Origin of the sequence: Gimesia alba, assembly GCF_007744675.1 — a bacterium.
Classification (GTDB): Bacteria; Planctomycetota; Planctomycetia; order Planctomycetales; family Planctomycetaceae; genus Gimesia; species Gimesia alba.
In genome coordinates, this window is sequence record NZ_CP036269.1 from 2,609,762 (window position 1) to 2,626,916 (window position 17,155).

The following is a 17,155-nucleotide window of genomic DNA, read 5'->3' on the forward strand; positions in this document are numbered from 1 at the left end:
TGGAAAAGTTTCCAACATTCGACTTTGATGAACACAGGCAAAAGCTCCTGAAATGAATGATTCACCTACGCCACGCAACCGGATCCTGCTGTCGACGATTGTCGGGATTTGTGCGATTTCCATCGTGAGCGTTGCTGTCGTCAAAGGGCTGAAGCAGGATCAAAACCTCCCGCAGACCGCTCAGGAGGACGTTGCCGTTGCTCGCCCGATCACATTGATCGCCAGTTGCGATACGGCAGGCTGGATTGTGCCCTGTGGCTGTACGTCGAATCAATCGGGAGGGCTGCTCCGACGCGGAACTTATGTTGCTGCTGAGCAGCAGAACTCAAAAGTGGTTCTTGTCGATGTGGGAGGCGCAGCTGGCGGAGAATCTTCCTATAACCGGACCAAATTCGAAGCAATTCTGCAGGGAGAAATTCAGATGGGAATCGCCGCTCATAATTTGGGCGGCTCGGAAATCAAACTGGGAGCCGATTACCTGCAGGAACTGCAGAAGAAAATAGAGATCCCTTTCGTCTCAGCCAACATTCGCGATGCCGATGGAAAGTTCATTGCGGAGACAAAACGTCTGGTGGACGCGAGCGGAACGCGTCTGCTGATCGTGGGCGTTATTTCGCCGCAGTATGCTGTTTCTGGCTTGCAGATCAGTTCCCCCCGCGATGCTGTATTGGCAATCGTCGATCAAAATAGAGATTTGTATGACTGGCTGATCGTGCTGGCGTATATGCCAGAAGAAGAGTTACGACGTTTTGCTGCTGAGCTGCCGGAGGCGGATGTGATTCTGGGCGGAGCCACGCACCAGAGCATCGCTCCCGGTTCCATCGGGCCGACGACTGTGGCGGCGGCAGCCAATCAGGGGAAATTTCTGGTGCAGCTGCAGCCGCCCCCCGGAAACCGCCAGGCTGGCTGGGAGGGGCGCGTGGTGGAAATGACGGAAGACTTTTCCGACAACGAGCAGCAAAAACAGAATCTGCAGGCATTTTATGCGGAACTCGAAAAACGGGATTTTACCGCGAGTGAAACCGGATTTTCTCCACCTCTGCCGGTGAATCCTCCTGCCGGTTACTTGATCGCGGGAACCGAATCCTGCCTGAAATGCCATCCGGCAGATTGCGACCAGTGGGAACGTTCGGCGCACGCACATGCCTGGAAAACATTAACCCGATCGGGGGCGCACGTCGACTCTGACTGTCAGCGATGCCACACGACGGGCTTTGGTTTACCCGGTGGTTTTGTTTCAAGGGGCCAAAGCCCTGAGCGGATCGATGTGGGCTGTGAAAGTTGTCACGGCCCTTCAGCCGCCCACGTTCAGAATTCTGCAAACAGGACACCATTTTTAGCCAGAGATCAATGTGTTTACTGCCACGACCAGGAAAACAGTCCGGAGTTCAATTACGAAGAATACTGGAAACAGATCATCCACGGTCAGCAGCCCGCCGTCGCAGCATCGTTTCAGCAACGCCTGGAAACAGGTACGGAGGCTAAACCGTGATGAGCAGAACAAGACGAATCCCGACAGGGAGTATCCATTTAACTGGCATCGTGCCGCATGCTCTGGTGCGAGCTGTCCGCAGTGTGGGTTTACCAGGTTTACTGTCTCTCTGCGTCATGCTGAGTCCCGCGGTGGCTCAACCAGACACTGAAGTATTGGAAGCCAGAAAACCGGCTGTTGCGCAGGCAGAGCAGTTGCCCTGGCTGGAGTCGCTGCCGCAGGCTTATCAACAGGCTCAACAGCATGGTAAACCGATCTTCTTACGACTGGAAGGAAAATCCTGTCCCTACTGCAAAGTGCTCGACGAGGAAATTCAGAAAACGGTTGCCCAGAATGAACTGAAACGCTGGATGCTGGTGCGGCTGGATGTCGACCAGTCTCCCGCTGCTGCACAGCAGATGGCCGTCGGTCCGATTCCAGCTCTGCGTCTGCTGACGCCGACCGGCCTGGTGATCGAGTCGAAGGATGGGGCTATGGCTGCAGGGGATCTCGTCGAATGGCTGCAGGAGCATTATGAGGCTGCCGCAGTCATTCCGGAGAAAGCCTTGCTGGCTACCGGCGCTCCCGATGCATTAGACGTGATTCGTCTGGTCAAACTGTTCAAAAAACGGGATGCCACACTACGTGAGGCCGCCATTCAGCGCCTGCTGCCCTATCCCGATGCCGCAGCGCCGCTGGTGGTGAATGCATTTTCCGAAGGCCCGCTCGCTTCACAACTGTCTGCACTGGAACTGCTGCGCGAATGGAAGGCCCCCGTTGAAGGACTCGATCCCTGGAATCCAAATTCTCTCAGTCTGGAACGACTGCAGAAACTGACCGGCTGGCTCGAACAGATTGATGACACACAGGAAACCCTGGTACGAAAAAAACTGACCCCGGTCGAGCTGAATTCCTGCTCCAAGATGATAGACACGATGTTGACAACGACTCCGGAAGAGGCACGCGCTGTCCGAGAACGCCTGGCCCGCTATGGTCGACTGCTGCTACCGGAAGTGACTGCTCGGTTGAAATCTGTCGAAACAGATCAGGCACGGGAACGCTTAACTGCGTTGCGTTACAGGCTGGTCGCGCCAGACAGGTTGGTGCTGGAATGGCCCGGCGGCATTGATCGACTGGCGGCGACCGATGTGACGGTCCGGCACAAGGCCATTGATGAGCTCTCAAAACGTGCGACATCACAGGAAGAAGAACTGCTGCTGGAGCTCTTCAGTGACCCGGCACCACTTGTCCGGGAAATCAGTCTGCGAACGTTGACCACAGTGGGAGGGACTTCGGCCAGGAAGTCCCTGATCCAACTCTTGAATGACCCCGAGCCCAATGTCCGCGCTGCAGTCCTGAAACAGCTCGCTGAGAAGCCGTCTGCCAGTATTGTCCCCTCAATTGCCACGTATGTGGAACAGGAAAAAGATCCGGATCTGGTTGTGCATGCGGTGCGATTCTTTCGCGAGGCGAAAGGCAATGCGTCAGCGGAAGCACTGGTCAAACTGTTTTCGCATTCCAGCTGGAGAGTGCGGGCGGAAGCCGCCGAAGCCATCACCAAGGTCGTGGGACGTTACTCGCCTCAAAAAACCTTACATGCCGATATTTTTATGGCCCTGATCAAGCTGCTGGACGATGAAGACAGCTTCGTAGTCAGTCGTGCGGTCGATGCGCTGGCAGAGGCCGATCTGGTCGTGGCTGTGGAACCGTTGGCGAAAGTGGCGGCGCGGCATCCGGAGCTGGCGACATCTGTGATCAAAGCGCTTTCCCATGGGGAAAAACAGAGAGTCAAATCAATTCCTTATCTGCGTGAGTTCTGCAGACACAAAGAAGCTGAAGTTCGCGCTGCAGCCATCACCGGTTTGTGTGAACTCACACCCAAAGAAGTGAAGGAGGAGCTGCGTGAATTGCTGGCTGATCCGGAGAGTTCCGTACGGACGGCTGCGGCAAATGCCTTGTTTGAAATTCTCCGGTTCGAAAAAAATCCCGCCTCGGTGGTGAGCGTGGGATCCCCTTTTTCAGACGCGATTACCAGGAAATTGAACTCAGCACTGGCTAACAAAACAGGAGCCACCGGGAGCGACACTCAGAAAGAGGATGAAGAAAATGCACCCAAGACCCAGACCGAAGACGTTCCCAATCAACAGCATACTCGAGATTACGAAAACAGGCTGCAGTCGATCCGGGAAGGAAAATTCAGAGCCGCGTGGATGTTTGAACTGGTGCCCTTGCTGGAATCAATGCTGACGCAGGAATCGGTGGATGAGCAGTTGGCTGGCGCTCGCGCCCTGATCGGGCTGGGAAAGGATCAGCATACCATTCCTCGAATACAGGCCATTTTAAAATCGCATCCTGAGCACATCAGCAGCATTGCCAGTGTTCTGCCCTGGTTGCTGTGGGACGATCGAGTTCAACTCTTTGAGGAAATGATTCAGGTTGCCCCCGCTCCGTCAGATTTATACGAAACGGTCCGGCGGATGGCGGGACCTCGTGATTACCGGGCAGTGAATGCATTCTGGAAACTGCTGACCCGCCAGGATATGGACGCCGCGCTGGCCTTTATGATTATCAGGAACTTCAGGCAGATTTACTTTGGGAAATCCTATTATGATTTCGATGATTATTCGACCAGCACAAAAAAACGGGTTGCGGCCGACATGGTTCCCCATATTCAATCGAGTGTGTTCTGGCAGAGAACCGTTGCTTTAGCTGTGTTGCTGTCCGTTTCCCGTGAAGAAGCCGAGAAAATTTCAGAGTCCCTGCTTTCGGAAAAGTCCACATCGGAGCCACTCCGCGAAGTAGCCTTTCATGTTTATCTTGTTGCGCAAACCAAGACGCAGGCCAGGAATTCTGCGATCAAAGGGCTTTCTGAAAAGAGTCCCGCGCTGCGTAAGATTGCGCTCGCATATCTCAGCATGGGAACCCAGGCAGTTTCGTCGGTGATGAACAATAAACTGGCGTTGGAATTCAATAACCCTGAAGACAGTCTTTCTCAAAAGTGGGGACTGCCGATTATCCCCGAAGCACCTGATGGACTCGACCCTCAATTGTTGAAGCCGTTACTGAATTCGGATGATCTACAAACCGCAGCCTATGCCGGCTATCTTTTGACGCTGCTCGATGATCCGGACGGTTTACCAGTCCTGCTGGATTACTGGAGCTATTCCAGGGAAAAGGACCTGCGCTGGACGCGGCTTGTTTTCAGGGCGATTGCCTACAAAAATGAGATATCCCAGGTGCCGCTGTTAACCTCAATCTACGAGCAGCAGATAAAGCCCCTGGGGTATTACAAGAGTATGACGAAAGAATTTTACTGGACGATTCGTATTATGACAGGACCGGATATACTCGCGTTGAGGAAACGGATTCGTGATGAAATCGGAATGCATCGACTACGTTAAAGCTGATTAGACATCATTAGAAACGAAAACGATATTTAAAAATGTCTCAACTGATGGCAGGAGAAGGACTTTGATGAACTCTATGATGATACGCACATTGCTGGTTGTGTTACTGTGTACCACTGGAAAACCCGCATTCTCGCAATTTGGGGGAAGCGGAATTCTGGAAGGTGAAGCAGGAACTGTTTCTGGAAACGGCACGGTTGTGATTAAGAAAACGCCTGCTGTGATGCGCATGCAAATCGATCTGCTTTCCAAGGCCAGTTCCCTGAAAGAGGCATTGGCCGGCCTCAAGGAGAGAATTGAAGCAACGCGCGCCCAACTTGCCGCCTTTGGAGCCGATAAAGCATCAATCAAACTTGGCGAACCAAAACTTTCAGCGGGTAAATCTGACAGGCAGCAACAGATGGAGGCGTTACTGTTAGAAAGGATGAAAAGTCTGAACCGGGGCAAAACACAGAAAAAGAATGCCCCCACCTCACCTGTCACGGTGTCCGTGCAATTGTCCGTAGAATGGAAACTGAAAGCGAAAACGGTCGAAGAACTATTATTAACGACACATCCCCTGCAAAAAAAAATTAAGGATGCAGACCTGGGAGGCCTGAAAGCAGCCAGTAAGCTCTCCCCGGAAGAACAGGAAATTATGGAAGAGATGGGGGAAAGGGCGATGTATGGCGGCGACGGGGAAGCCAAACCGGGAGAACCGGTGTTCTCATTCGCCAGTCCGATCTCCCAGGAGGAAGAAGACAAAGCACTGGCGGAAGCATTCCAAAAAGCCAGGTCGCAAGCATCGCGTCTGTCGAAAGCCGCGGGTTATGAACTGGGAAAATTGAACTCGATTTCCAGTGATGCTGGATCTTCCGGCGAAGAAAACGAATACGGCTACCGATCTGCTTACTACTCCGTCGCGCGGAGTTTGTACTCTGCTGAGAATTCAGAAGACAGTCAGGCCGAGGCGGTGAGTGTCCTGCCTAAGCAGGTGAAGTATCATGTAACAGTGACTGCTGGTTTTGAATTGAAAGAAAAATAAGCGTTCGTTACAGAACAGAGCCGGAAATCACAGAGAGACGTTTGACGAGTTCCGCTACCGTGCATCGCTTGCATCGCATTAGGTCACTGTTTCAGGATTTGGCAGGGATCTCTGCGATCTGTTTCGTTGCGATTCCGACGGGGCGGTCCAGCGGAATCCCGATGCACGTCAGTAAGGTACTTAGCAAGTCGCCCTGGTTTCCTTTCACATCGGGCAGGAAGCGACCTGTGTTGATCGCACCGCCGCCGCTTCCGGCGAGGATGAAGGGCAGGTTGGCCCGGGTGTGCCGGTCGCCATCTTCGAGTCCGGAGCCCCACATCATGATGCAGTTCTCCAGCAGCGTGCCGTCCCCTTCTTTCAGGCTGTGCATCTTGTTGACCATGTAGGCAAACTGGTCGATGTTGAATTTCGTGATCGCGGCGACTTTGTCGACCTTCTTCTTCTCGCCGTTGTGGTGCGTCTGGGAATGATGCTGGTCGTTGAATCCAAGTTCAGGATAAGAGACGCCGTTCGGGGTCGAGCCAATGTAGGTGCTGACGCGGGTCGTATCAGTCTGGAAGGCCAGCACGTTGAGGTCGCACATCACCTGCATGTACTCGCTGCGTTTGTCCCCCTCGGGAATCTTGATCTCGATGGGGGGTGAGTCGGTCTTATGACTGCGGCTCGGGCGGATGCCTGCTTTCTCAAGGGCCGCTTCTTTCTGACGCATTTCAATGGCGGCAATCCGTCGTTCCACCGAACGCACACTGTCCAGGTATTGATCCAGCTTCTTCTGGTCGGTTTGGGACAGGGTGCGACGCAAATCGCGGGCACCGCCGATCACCAGATCCAGCATGCTCCGGTCTAAACTGCTCATCCCGTTCGCCGACAGTCCGTCCCCTTTTTCCTTCTTGTTGAACAGACGATTCAGCACGTTGCGGGGATTGGTCTCCGCGGGAACCGCCTGGGTCGGCGAGCGGAAGCTGCAGTGCGAATAGTAGGCCTCGTTCAGCCCCGCCTGGTTTTCCTTCCACGTTTGCGGCATCGTGGCCAGTTCCAGTGAAGGCAGAGCGGTAAACGCGCCCAGCGAATTCGCGGCAATCTGATCGGCGGAGATGGAGATACTGATCTCGTCCCGCTTGTCCGGATCGGGCAAGGCCGCGGTGAGCCACGTCGAGAGTTCGAGCGCGTGCGGCGCGCCTCGGAAGGGACCGTTGGAAACGCCGGCGATCCCCTTCATCAGCAGACACTGATCAATCACAGGCCGCAGCGATTCAAGGGCAGGGGGCGGCGAGGTCAGAAACGTCTTGGGATCTTTGGGCCAGAACTGATCCATAATCACGCCATGCGGCATATACATGAACCCCATTCGGACCGGCGGCTTGAATTCTTTTTTCTCGCTGGCTTCGGCCCAGCCCATGACATCCAGCAGAGGTAAGGCCAGTGCGGTTCCCAGGCCTTTCAGACAGGTGCGACGATCGATTTTTTTATAATTGCTCATGGGAAGGCCTTCAGGTGGGGGGCTGGAATGCAGAGGAAAATCGGGTGTGTGGTTCGTCTGTCACTCAATGCGACGATGCGTGAACGGATAACTGGTGACGACCTCGGTGATGAGTGTCTGCATGCGATAGTCGTCTTTGGCGATCTTCTGCATCAATTCATCGATCACAATTTCGTCATACCCTTCCAGGCGTCGGCATAATGCATAGGCTAACAGTCGCTCGACCAGATTGCGAGAAAACTTTGTGTTCTGCTCGGCGATAATGGCTTTTAATTCTTTAGGATTGGAAAAATGGCGGCCCCCCGGAAGCTCCCCCGAGGCATCGATGGCCTGACCGTTTTCATCCTGGTCGCGCCAGCGTCCGATGGCGTCGAAGTTCTCCAGGCCGAATCCGATCGGGTCAAGTAAGCGATGGCAATTGGCACAGACCGCTTCGGAGCGGTGCAGTTCGGTGCGCTCGCGGAGTGTCAGGTTGGCGACCTGTTTTTGATCCTGTTTCTCCAGTGACGGCACATTGGGCGGAGCAGGGGGGACATGATCCCCGAGCACCTGTTCCAGCACCCAGACGCCTCGATTGACGGGGCTGGTCCGGTTGGGAAAGGAGGTCGCGGCCAGCACGCCGGGCATTCCCAGGATTCCGCCCCGATTGCCATTGGTCAGCTTGACCTTCCGCATCTCGGAGCCAGTGACGGTTTTTTCCAGGCCATAGATCGACGCCAGGTTCTCATTGAGGAAGGTAAAATCGCTGTCGATAAAATTCGCAATGCTGCGGTTCTCACGCACGATGCTTTCGAAAAAGAGGCGGGCTTCATCGTACATCGCCGTGCGCAGGGCGGCGTTCATCTGCGGAAATTTTTCAGGGTCAAACGTTCGCTCGTGCAGATTTCCCAGCTTCAGCCACTGCGCACCAAAGCCGTCAAACAGGGCCCGCGATCGCGGGGCCATCAGCATCCGCCTGACCTGATCTTTCAGCACCGGCAGCTCGTGCAGCTTTCCCTGATCCGCCAGCGCCATCAGCTCCTCATCGGGCATGGTGGCCCACAACAGATACGAGAGACGCGAGGCAAGCTGAAAATCATCAAGGGGCACAATTCCCTTCTCGGTTTCAATCTCCTTGGCCGGCGTGATAAACAGAAACTGGGGAGAAACCAGAATCGCCTTAAGCATCAGCCGACAGGAGGCGTAGTAGCTGAGTTTGTTCTGTCGTCCCAGGTCAAAGACCTTCAGCAGGACATCAATTTCCGCAGCAGAGGGGGGCCGGCGGTAGGCCTTTCGCGCCAGTGACGATGCCATTTTGCGGGCGGTCGCTTGATCGTCCGTCCCGGACGGGAGTGGTTCTCCAAAGAGTTGCTTTTGAATTTTGGTGGGCGGTTCCCCTTCCGGCGCCAGAATCTGATTCAGCACGTTTTCGGAGATGGCCAGATACTGTTCGAGTTGCAGCGGGGAGAGCGAATTGAGATATCCTTCGCCGCTGACTTCGTCCGGTAGACTGCCGACGATGTTGGGATCGACGTCCAACAGATCGTGCAGCGTGTTGCCATATTCCGTTTTGGTGAGCCGCCGAATGACAAACGCCCCTGGATCTTTCGGGCTGAGATATTTCACCTTCTGCAGCCATTCCGCAAACATCCGGCGTTCTTCATCGGTCGGCTGATCCAACCCCTCCGGCGGCATATCGTGCGTTTTCACGCGAGCCGCCGACTTCTTCCACTTCTCACTAAAGGCAGCATGACCGGGACTCCGTAGCGCAGGGTCAAAACTGAGCCCGGCTTCGGTGGGCCGTCGGTTCTGGTGACACTCGATGCAATACTTTTTGATGAAGGGAGTGACCTGCTTACTGAAAAACTGCTTCGCATCCGCTTTCCGCGCCGCCAGCGTTTTGTCCTCCTTGGACTCAGCCCGACTAAACTGCGGACAGACCCACAAGACGCCCCACACCAAAACGGCAATCACGCCGCGAACAAAACGTGCCTCTAAAACTGACATTCAATCACTCCTCAAACAGCAACCTTTATATAAACGCATTATAGTTTCTGCATATGTCAGTGTAAACAAGGGTAGGGAGCGGAATGTGTGCCGGGGAAGGGGCGGGGCGCTGATATATTTTACAAGCCGCCGAAAAGAGTCGCTAAAACCATCCTTGGGGAGTTGGTTGGCTGCGTCATCAAGTCAGGTGTATGATGACTCGGTAAATTCGGGTACATCAGTCCTGACGCTTTAAATGTCTGCTGTTTAAAATTTTCCTGGGAACGAGTTTAATCATGAAAAGGCTTATGGGGATAACTTATAAGGATTGGGTTGTCAAATTTGGTCTAGATCCGAAAAAACACTATCATTCAGAAGATAGTAAAAGAGGGTTCTCATTTTTTATTGAAACAAATGAGTTTTTGTTTATTGATGAAGTGTTAGCTTCTATAAATATTTATAATTTCCCTGCGGCATCCAATATTCCAGGATTCGTATTTCCTGTCGAGACCGGATTTGAGAAGCTTCTGGCCATACTTGCAGCAGAGGGCATCGATTGGGAATTATATCAAGAGTACTCTTATGAGCACTGGGTCGTAATTAAATTGCTGCAGCAGGGTCTTCTCTATGAGTTCCAATTCGATTTTGACGATCATACATTAAAATTGCAAAGAGTGAGACTTGAAAGAGATCGAGATAGGATATGAAACATGTAATAAAGGAAGTCGGACTATATAAATAAAGAGTCCCGACCTTTGCTACAGAGCATTCCTGTTCCCTTTATTTTCACTTAGTATGAATTAGACGGTTTAAGGTGTCAGGGCTTTGAAAATATTGAGCTGACATCTTTATTCTCGCACCAATTATCAAGTGAGGGACATCATACAGATGCGTTATATCAGTGGAAGCATCATTGGTTTTGCTATCAAAATTGAATCGATTCAAAAAATAAACAAGAAAGAAGCTGAAGGTTATATTCAGTTATTTTTAGAACAAGTGAAACAAGAGGACGATGTCGATCCTAACATTCCTGACAACGAACTATCTGAAGATTTTTTAGAGTACTACAAGATGCAGGAGTCCAATATAAGGAAAATATTTGGTCTTTCACATGACCCAATAGAGGCTTACGGTTTATTAGAATTTCCCTTTCAGTTTATATGTGATCTATTTGGAACAGAGTTGGAAAAAGATAGCAACTTACTTGAAATGCCCCCAATTTGTGATCTGGAATTCGAAAACAGTAAATTAAATGGATACTATAAGACACCCTTTGGATTCCCCCCTAAAGATGAAAATATCGGGTACTTAACTCTGGAGGAAATCAAAGAAGAAAGACAACAACTGGAAGGCAGTCTTCAGAAAACATTTGAAGAAGTTTGGAATTTTAGAGGGCTGAATCCTCAACAAATTGAGGAAGATAAAGAATTATGGAAAAATCTAATTTTTCCAGCGAGAAAGACATATCTGGATTGGCTGGATTACTGTATTCAGGAAGGAACTGATTTAATCATTATCCATTATTTAAATTAGTTTTGTGAACAGTTTAAGGTGTCAGGTCCATTCAATTTATGGACCTGACATCTTTTTTCTTTCTTGCGATGACACATTCAACCGGGGCTAAGGCCCTGCGGCTGATGGTGCAGGCACTCTGGTTTCTGATTTCGTGATCTGAGAAAATTTCGTTGCCCGGACGTTTTCGATCAACTTGATCAGGGGCCGTTTCTTCACCCTGGTGCGGGGTGTTTATCTCTTATGATGCTGTGGTGATCTGGTAGGATTTGTTTGCTGGTGAAGCGTTTGTTTTCACTGGAATCTACCGGCGGCCAGGTTGTGTTTCTTTAATGATTGAATGTGATTACCAGGACCGCAACCTAACCCAGGTTGGTATTAACCGCGGCTAACGCCCTGCGGCTAATGGTCGTTTATTGCGGTCATAGTCCTCAAAACAGGAGCAACAGCACACTGTCGACCACCGTGAATTTTTACATTGATAACTCTATAGACCACAAAATCACGCTCAGAACTAATAAATAAACACTACCTAGCGCCGACCCGCTCACTTTTTGTTTGTCGTGCTGGTTCCCGTTGTTCTTTTATTTTGAATGGGATGTCGCGCGGCGGGCGAGCACATAGACTCGCCCCTACATCGGGAGAGAGTATTATGATTGTGAAATGGATTTTGGGGAAAGGCGTGGGGCGGTCAAGGGGATTGGAGAAACGTTCTGTGGCGAAGCGTGGCGGGATGTGTTGTCAGGGTGGCGGGCGGTGTTGGTTGTGTGGCGTTATGCGTCGGCGTGTGTCGACCCGCATAACTTTTTTGGGGTTGGTTGGGGAAAATCGTGCTCAAACCAGCGGTTTATTGGATGGTGCAGTTTGTTTCGTTCCGGGTCTGCACCTGAACCAGTAGTGTTCTCGCGCGCGACGCATAACTAGAGATCATGGCAAACGGCGGGGCGGCGTCAAGATGTTTTTATACAGCAAAGGCAGGGGAGTTTCAGTGGTGAAGAGGCTGAACCATGGAATGGATCAGGTCAATAATTGCTGGACCGGGCCGGTGCTGTCGGCAAATCGCTTGAGCTTGAGCCCCATGACTTGTGCGTGCGTGAGCCAGAGGTTTGCCAGGGCGGTGCCATCGGAGCAATGCAGATGCTGTCCCGTCTTTAATTGTCCTCCGCCAGAACCCGCGACGACGATGGGCAGGTCGGTATATTGATGCGTGGCACCATCACCCAGACCGGAACCATACGTGAAAATGGTATTATCAAGCAATGTCGTTCCATTCGCTTCACGGATTCCATCCATCTTCTGCACGAGATACACAAACTGTTCCATATGGAATCGATCCACCTGCAACAGTTCTTTCATAAACTTATTTTGATTATGAGACATCTGATGATGGCTCATCGGTTTGTCGAACAGCGATTCATATCGCATGGGTGTATCCCAGCGTTCGGGCCCAATCATCAACGTGGCCACATTGGTCAAACCAACCTGCAGTGCTGCCACCATCAGGTCTCCCATCAGGCGAATATATTGGCCACGGGGGAGTTGTGAGTTATCTGGTTCTTTCACTGAAGCTTTGCCAATTTCATTTTTAATCTGATCGAGTTTATCCATCTGTTCTTCGATCGTCCTGATGCCATCGAAGTACTCCGCAAATTTCTCACGGTCGGCACGGCCGAGTCGTCTGTTTAATGAACGCGCATCTTCGAGAACCAGTCCCGTGATATCGCGATAGGCCTGATTCTCCTGTGTGCCGAACATCCGGCGATAGACTTTTCGCGGATCACGAATCGAGGGCGCCACATGACCCGTCCCATACCAGGAGATATTATCAAAGTAGATCGACTCTTTGTTGTCATGATGGCTGTTGCAACTCAGTTCCAAAGTGCGGAAAGGAGTCTTCTCCCCGACATGGTCAGCGATGATATGATCGAGAGTCCGGGACAGGGGGTACACCGACGACTTGACGGCGTGGGCAGTGGCACTGCTTAAAAAACAGGAGGCACACTGCGCATGAACGTCACTTCCATGCTTGTAGAAACGGTCCATGCCGGTGATCAGTGTGACTTTCTGCTTGACTGCTTCGAGTGGCTGCTGAGTGGGAGTCAGTTCTTGCAGAGGTCGCATCCCGACTTGAAGACCGGTTTCCCGGGTAATCTCTTCCTGACTACTCGTGAATTTGGGGATCGCTGCATCCTGTTCGCCCGGAAAGAAACCACGACGCACCACACCAATGGGCACATAGAAGACCGCCAGGCGCCGCGCCGGTTTCGGAGGGACTTCAGAGTGCGCGAGACTTTCCATCCAGGGCAATGCCAGGGTCGCACCTGCTGCGCCGCGGAGAAATGTGCGTCGATTGATTTCAAACATCATTCTACCATTCTAAGCTGACATGTTAATGATTGTTTTTGAGAGCGCGTCTGATTATTCAATGACGGGCTCGTTCCTCTGCCTGACTGTACTCTGTAAGAACGGGGGGCTCAAGACGATTTCTTTGATGAGCGACTGGAACCGGTAATCAGCGGCTGCTGTATCAGCCACAATCTTGTCCAATGCCAATGAATCGGCAACTCCCATTTCGCGTCCCAGGGCAAACGAAAGTAAATGCGCCGCAAAGGCACGAGTAAACCGGTCCTTTTCAGCCAGCAACGCATCTTTGAACTCGATAATATTTGAGAATTCATGTTTGCTTAACAGCTTGCCACTGGCGTCGACCGTTCGTCCATTGGAATATGTTTCACGCCACAGGCCTGCTGCATCATAATTTTCTAATGCAAACCCTAATGGATCAATCCGCTGGTGACAGCCCGCGCAGTTGGGGTGCTTTCGATGGGCGGCGAAGCGCTCACGCAACGTCAAATTCTCTTCGCCCTCCTTCGGCTTATCCTCCAGCAAGGGGACATCAGCGGGCGGTGGTTTGGGAGGATCATTCAGAATGACGCCCGCAATCCAGGCACCGCGTGTAATCGGCTGGGTGCGAGTGGCACTCGATGTCATCGTCATGACGGCAGCGTTGGTGATCACGCCACCCTGCCGCCGGTCTTCCACAGGAACGCGCCGAAAATTCACCGTCACGGGCGAGCCTGGATTTCCCCGTTTCCCATCGCGATACCAGGCATTCAGCAGATCACTTCGATAACTGAAATCGGAATCAATCAGCTTCAGCACGGACTGATCTTCAATCAGCAGTGTCTCAAACAAGAGTAATGGCTCCAGCATCATATGCATGCTGGCACGGTACTTTGCAAAGTAGAATTGCGGATACCGCTGACGATCGGGAGTGGAAGAGATGATCCGTTCCAGTTGCAGCCATTGGACTGGAAAGCTGTCACAAAATCGTTTCAGACGTTCGTCATGCAACATGCGGGAAACCTGCGCCGTTAAAACGTCAGGCTCATGCAGTTTCCCGGCCGCAGCCAGATCGAGTAGTGTCTGGTCAGGAATACTGCCCCAGAGGAAAAACGAAAGACGCGAAGCCAGACTGAAATCATCAATTCGTGTTTGATTCGGAGTCTCCCGGTCAGCCGACTGATCATACAGATAGAAAAACTGAGGCGAAGCCAGTACCGCTGCTGCCGCTTCCTGCATGCTTTCCGTAAACGACTTCTGATTCTGTATCTGCCGCATGACATAAGAAGTGTAACGGTTGACAAGTTCGTCGCTGGCGGGACGCCGAAAGGCGCGTGTCAGAAATTTTCTTAAGCGAACTTCCACGATCGCCTGCGTTTCTTCCGTCGACCGGTCTTTCGAAAATTCAAAAAACTCCTTCCAGATACCACAGGTCTTCGAGTTGAAGTCGGCACTGGAGACAATGGAACGGCTCAGTCTCAGAAATGATTCCAGCAATAACGGGGAAAGCGAAAGGTGATCGGCTCTGTTATCGAAGCCGTTTTCCGCACGCAGGTCCTGTGGAAATGCGGCCACTCCGCCAAGTCGTCTTTCGATCAACTGGGACTTGCCCAGCGGACGACTGCCGACCCGCACCTGCGGGGGCATTTTTCCCGTTCGTGGTTGAAAGTAATTGTCATGCTCCCGCATCATCCGTTCCGGAAGCGAAAAGACTTCCACTTTCAGTTGGAACAGATCCTGAACGGCATTGTTGTATTGAAACCGATTCATTCTTCGAATCGGCGTTTCTGGCAAGTTGCCCTGTAATGCAATCGATTTCTTCAAGTACGCTTTCAGACTGGCGACCAGTTGCTTGTTTGTCTTTTCAGAAAGCGGCTTTTCGCTCTCGGGTGGCATGTACCCAGAGTCGACCGCTTCAATGATATTCTCCAGCAGTTCGGGATTACTTACCAACTGGTCGGCATGTTCCAGCTGGAGCAGATTGACTTCGCCGTCCACCTTTTCTTTCTTGCCGTGACATTTCACACAGTTCTGCTGAAAGAGGGGCTGGATGACGGTCGAGAACGCATCCGCCTTTGGATCAGGCGTACGCTCAGCTCCCTGACTAAACAGGGGAGAGAGCCAGATCGCCGCGAATACGCTGATGTATAAAAATCGTGAGATCAAAGTCGTTTCTTCTCTGGGATTGATTATTGTGGTTGAGTCTGAGACTGTTCGATGTATAAGCCGTCATTTATTCTAACTCAACCACCCCTCCTATGTCTATTACGGGATGTTTTTCCCTTGATTTCGCTGGTGTGCTTAGTATGAAACAGCAGGTGGATTTCACAGTAACAACAGCGTTTTTCAGTGTCATCTCTGCCAAATCCGACTGCAGTCCTTGCGTCTGTCCGCTTCGATCTGATAGATAAATAATACTGTTTCGATCCAATTAACGACTTCGACTTATTTCCGATATCACTCTTGGGGCAGGGCGCAGGGCATTCCAATGACAGATCAGCGACCAAACATCATACTCATCATTACCGATCAGCAGCGGTTCGATACGATTCAGGCAGCCGGCTATGATTTCATGGAAACGCCACACATTGATCGTTTGCATCGCGAGGGCATTGTTTTCAACAACTGTTTCATCACCGCCGCTTCCTGTGCTCCTGCCAGAGCATCACTCTTTACGGGCCATTATCCCCATACGACGGGGATTCTGAAAAATGCCGATACCTGGAAGCATGGCTGGATCGAAAACCTGCATGACGGAGGTTACCAGACGGTCAACATTGGCAAGATGCACAGCTGGCCTTACACCACTCCCCTGGGTTTCGAGCAACGCTACGTGGTGGAGAACAAAGATCGCTACCTGGAAGGGCGCTACTTTTACGATGAGTGGGATAAAGCATTACGGGCACGCGGCCTGGTGAAACAGCAACGGGAACTCTACCGCCAGTTACCCGATTACAAAGAAAGCCTGGGCGCCTTTGACTGGCTGCTGGATGAGGATATGCATCCCGACATGTTCGTGGGGAACATGGCGGTCGACTGGATCCGCAACTATCCCGTCAGCGAGCCGCTCTTTCTGGAAATTGGTTTTCCCGGCCCGCATCCGCCGTATGATCCGATTCCCCGGTATGCCGAGTCGTATCTGAAAAAAGAGCTCAACATCGCACCCGTGCTCGAAAGCGATCTTGCGCACCAGCCGGAGCCGTTAAAGGCGATGCGCATTCATAACAACGAGGTGGATCACGACTCCGTCGTGCATCTGCTCGAACCTACAGCGGAACAGCGGCACCGGCAGCGCGCTTATTATCTGGCCAACGTCACGATGATTGACGAAAAGGTGGGTGAGATTATGACGGCGCTGGAAGAGAAAGGGCTGCTCGACAACTCCATTGTCATCTTCACATCTGATCACGGCGATTGCCTGACGGACCACGGACACAGCCAGAAATGGACCATGTACGACGTCATTACGCGCGTGCCGATGATCATCTGGGCGCCCCATCGCTTTGGAGCACCGCGGGCCGTTGATGGCCTGGTTCAGCAGATGGATCTGGGACCGACATTGATGGACATCGCAGACATTCCCATTCCCGAACCTATGGCAGCACGCAGCCTGTTGCCGCTGCTCCAATCGGGGCCTGAAGCGGCGTCATGTTTACGTGACGTCGTGTTCGCCGAACAGGCCAAAGATGGCATTCTGACAACCAGCAAGTTTATGACCATGGTGCGAACACAAGATTGGAAACTGGTGCATTTCCTCGACGAACCGTGGGGCCAACTGTTTGATCTCAAAGCCGATCCTCTGGAAGTGGAAAACCTCTGGGATGCACCCGCACATTCTGAAAAGAAGAAAGAACTGCTCGCCCTCCTCCGAGAATGGCGCATCCGCGACAGCTATGAAAACGCGGATCTCTGGGAAGATTATCGGTAATTGTTTTAATTAGCGAAAATGCTTT

The 17,155-nt window shown here is 52.0% G+C and carries 10 protein-coding genes; 6 read left to right on the forward strand and 4 right to left on the reverse strand.

Annotated features, from left to right (window positions below; translation table 11 throughout):
- The first annotated feature begins 52 nt into the window (after positions 1 to 52).
- The 3 genes from Pan241w_RS09710 to Pan241w_RS09720 all read left to right on the forward strand — a co-directional run bounded on the left by Pan241w_RS09710 (position 53) and on the right by Pan241w_RS09720 (position 5,902).
- Entirely contained in the window at positions 53 to 1,492 is a 1,440-nt protein-coding gene (locus tag Pan241w_RS09710; RefSeq protein WP_145214378.1) for a multiheme c-type cytochrome, read from the forward strand.
- On the forward strand, positions 1,492 to 4,872 hold the full coding sequence (locus Pan241w_RS09715) for a HEAT repeat domain-containing protein (RefSeq protein WP_145214381.1): 3,381 nt from the start codon (positions 1,492 to 1,494) through the stop codon (positions 4,870 to 4,872). The genes Pan241w_RS09710 and Pan241w_RS09715 overlap by 1 nt, the downstream gene beginning before the upstream one ends.
- 73 nt (positions 4,873 to 4,945) lie before the next feature.
- The gene (locus Pan241w_RS09720) at positions 4,946 to 5,902 is read left to right on the forward strand and encodes an SIMPL domain-containing protein (protein ID WP_145214384.1); all 957 of its coding nucleotides are present in this window, start codon (positions 4,946 to 4,948) and stop codon (positions 5,900 to 5,902) included.
- Between the two features lie 91 nt (positions 5,903 to 5,993).
- Here the strand turns inward: Pan241w_RS09720 and Pan241w_RS09725 are convergent, their stop codons facing one another.
- Both Pan241w_RS09725 and Pan241w_RS09730 read right to left on the reverse strand, forming a co-directional pair.
- Positions 5,994 to 7,382: a DUF1552 domain-containing protein gene (locus Pan241w_RS09725; RefSeq protein WP_145214387.1), complete on the reverse strand. Its 1,389-nt coding sequence runs from the start codon at positions 7,380 to 7,382 to the stop codon at positions 5,994 to 5,996.
- Between the two features lie 60 nt (positions 7,383 to 7,442).
- Positions 7,443 to 9,368 (reverse strand): DUF1592 domain-containing protein, encoded by a 1,926-nt coding sequence (locus Pan241w_RS09730; protein ID WP_145214390.1) that lies wholly within the window; start codon positions 9,366 to 9,368, stop codon positions 7,443 to 7,445.
- A 275-nt stretch (positions 9,369 to 9,643) separates the two neighbouring features.
- Between Pan241w_RS09730 and Pan241w_RS09735 the strand changes: the two genes are divergently transcribed.
- Together Pan241w_RS09735 and Pan241w_RS09740 are read left to right on the forward strand one after the other, a co-directional pair.
- A complete protein-coding gene (locus Pan241w_RS09735) occupies positions 9,644 to 10,054 on the forward strand; it encodes a hypothetical protein (protein WP_145214393.1) in 411 nt (136 codons plus the stop codon).
- A 181-nt stretch (positions 10,055 to 10,235) separates the two neighbouring features.
- Positions 10,236 to 10,880, forward strand: coding sequence for a DUF7691 family protein (locus Pan241w_RS09740; RefSeq protein WP_145214396.1), 645 nt, complete (start codon positions 10,236 to 10,238; stop codon positions 10,878 to 10,880).
- Between the two features lie 996 nt (positions 10,881 to 11,876).
- On the opposite strand, the gene Pan241w_RS09745 is transcribed toward Pan241w_RS09740, so the two are convergent.
- The gene (locus Pan241w_RS09745) at positions 11,877 to 13,226 is read right to left on the reverse strand and encodes a DUF1552 domain-containing protein (RefSeq protein WP_232107402.1); all 1,350 of its coding nucleotides are present in this window, start codon (positions 13,224 to 13,226) and stop codon (positions 11,877 to 11,879) included.
- 51 nt (positions 13,227 to 13,277) lie between these two features.
- Positions 13,278 to 15,368 (reverse strand): DUF1592 domain-containing protein, encoded by a 2,091-nt coding sequence (locus tag Pan241w_RS09750; RefSeq protein ID WP_198000438.1) that lies wholly within the window; start codon positions 15,366 to 15,368, stop codon positions 13,278 to 13,280.
- A gap of 322 nt (positions 15,369 to 15,690) precedes the next feature.
- Between Pan241w_RS09750 and Pan241w_RS09755 the strand changes: the two genes are divergently transcribed.
- Positions 15,691 to 17,130, forward strand: a complete 1,440-nt coding sequence (locus Pan241w_RS09755; protein WP_145214399.1) for a sulfatase family protein — start codon at positions 15,691 to 15,693, stop codon at positions 17,128 to 17,130.
- Positions 17,131 to 17,155 lie beyond the last annotated feature (25 nt).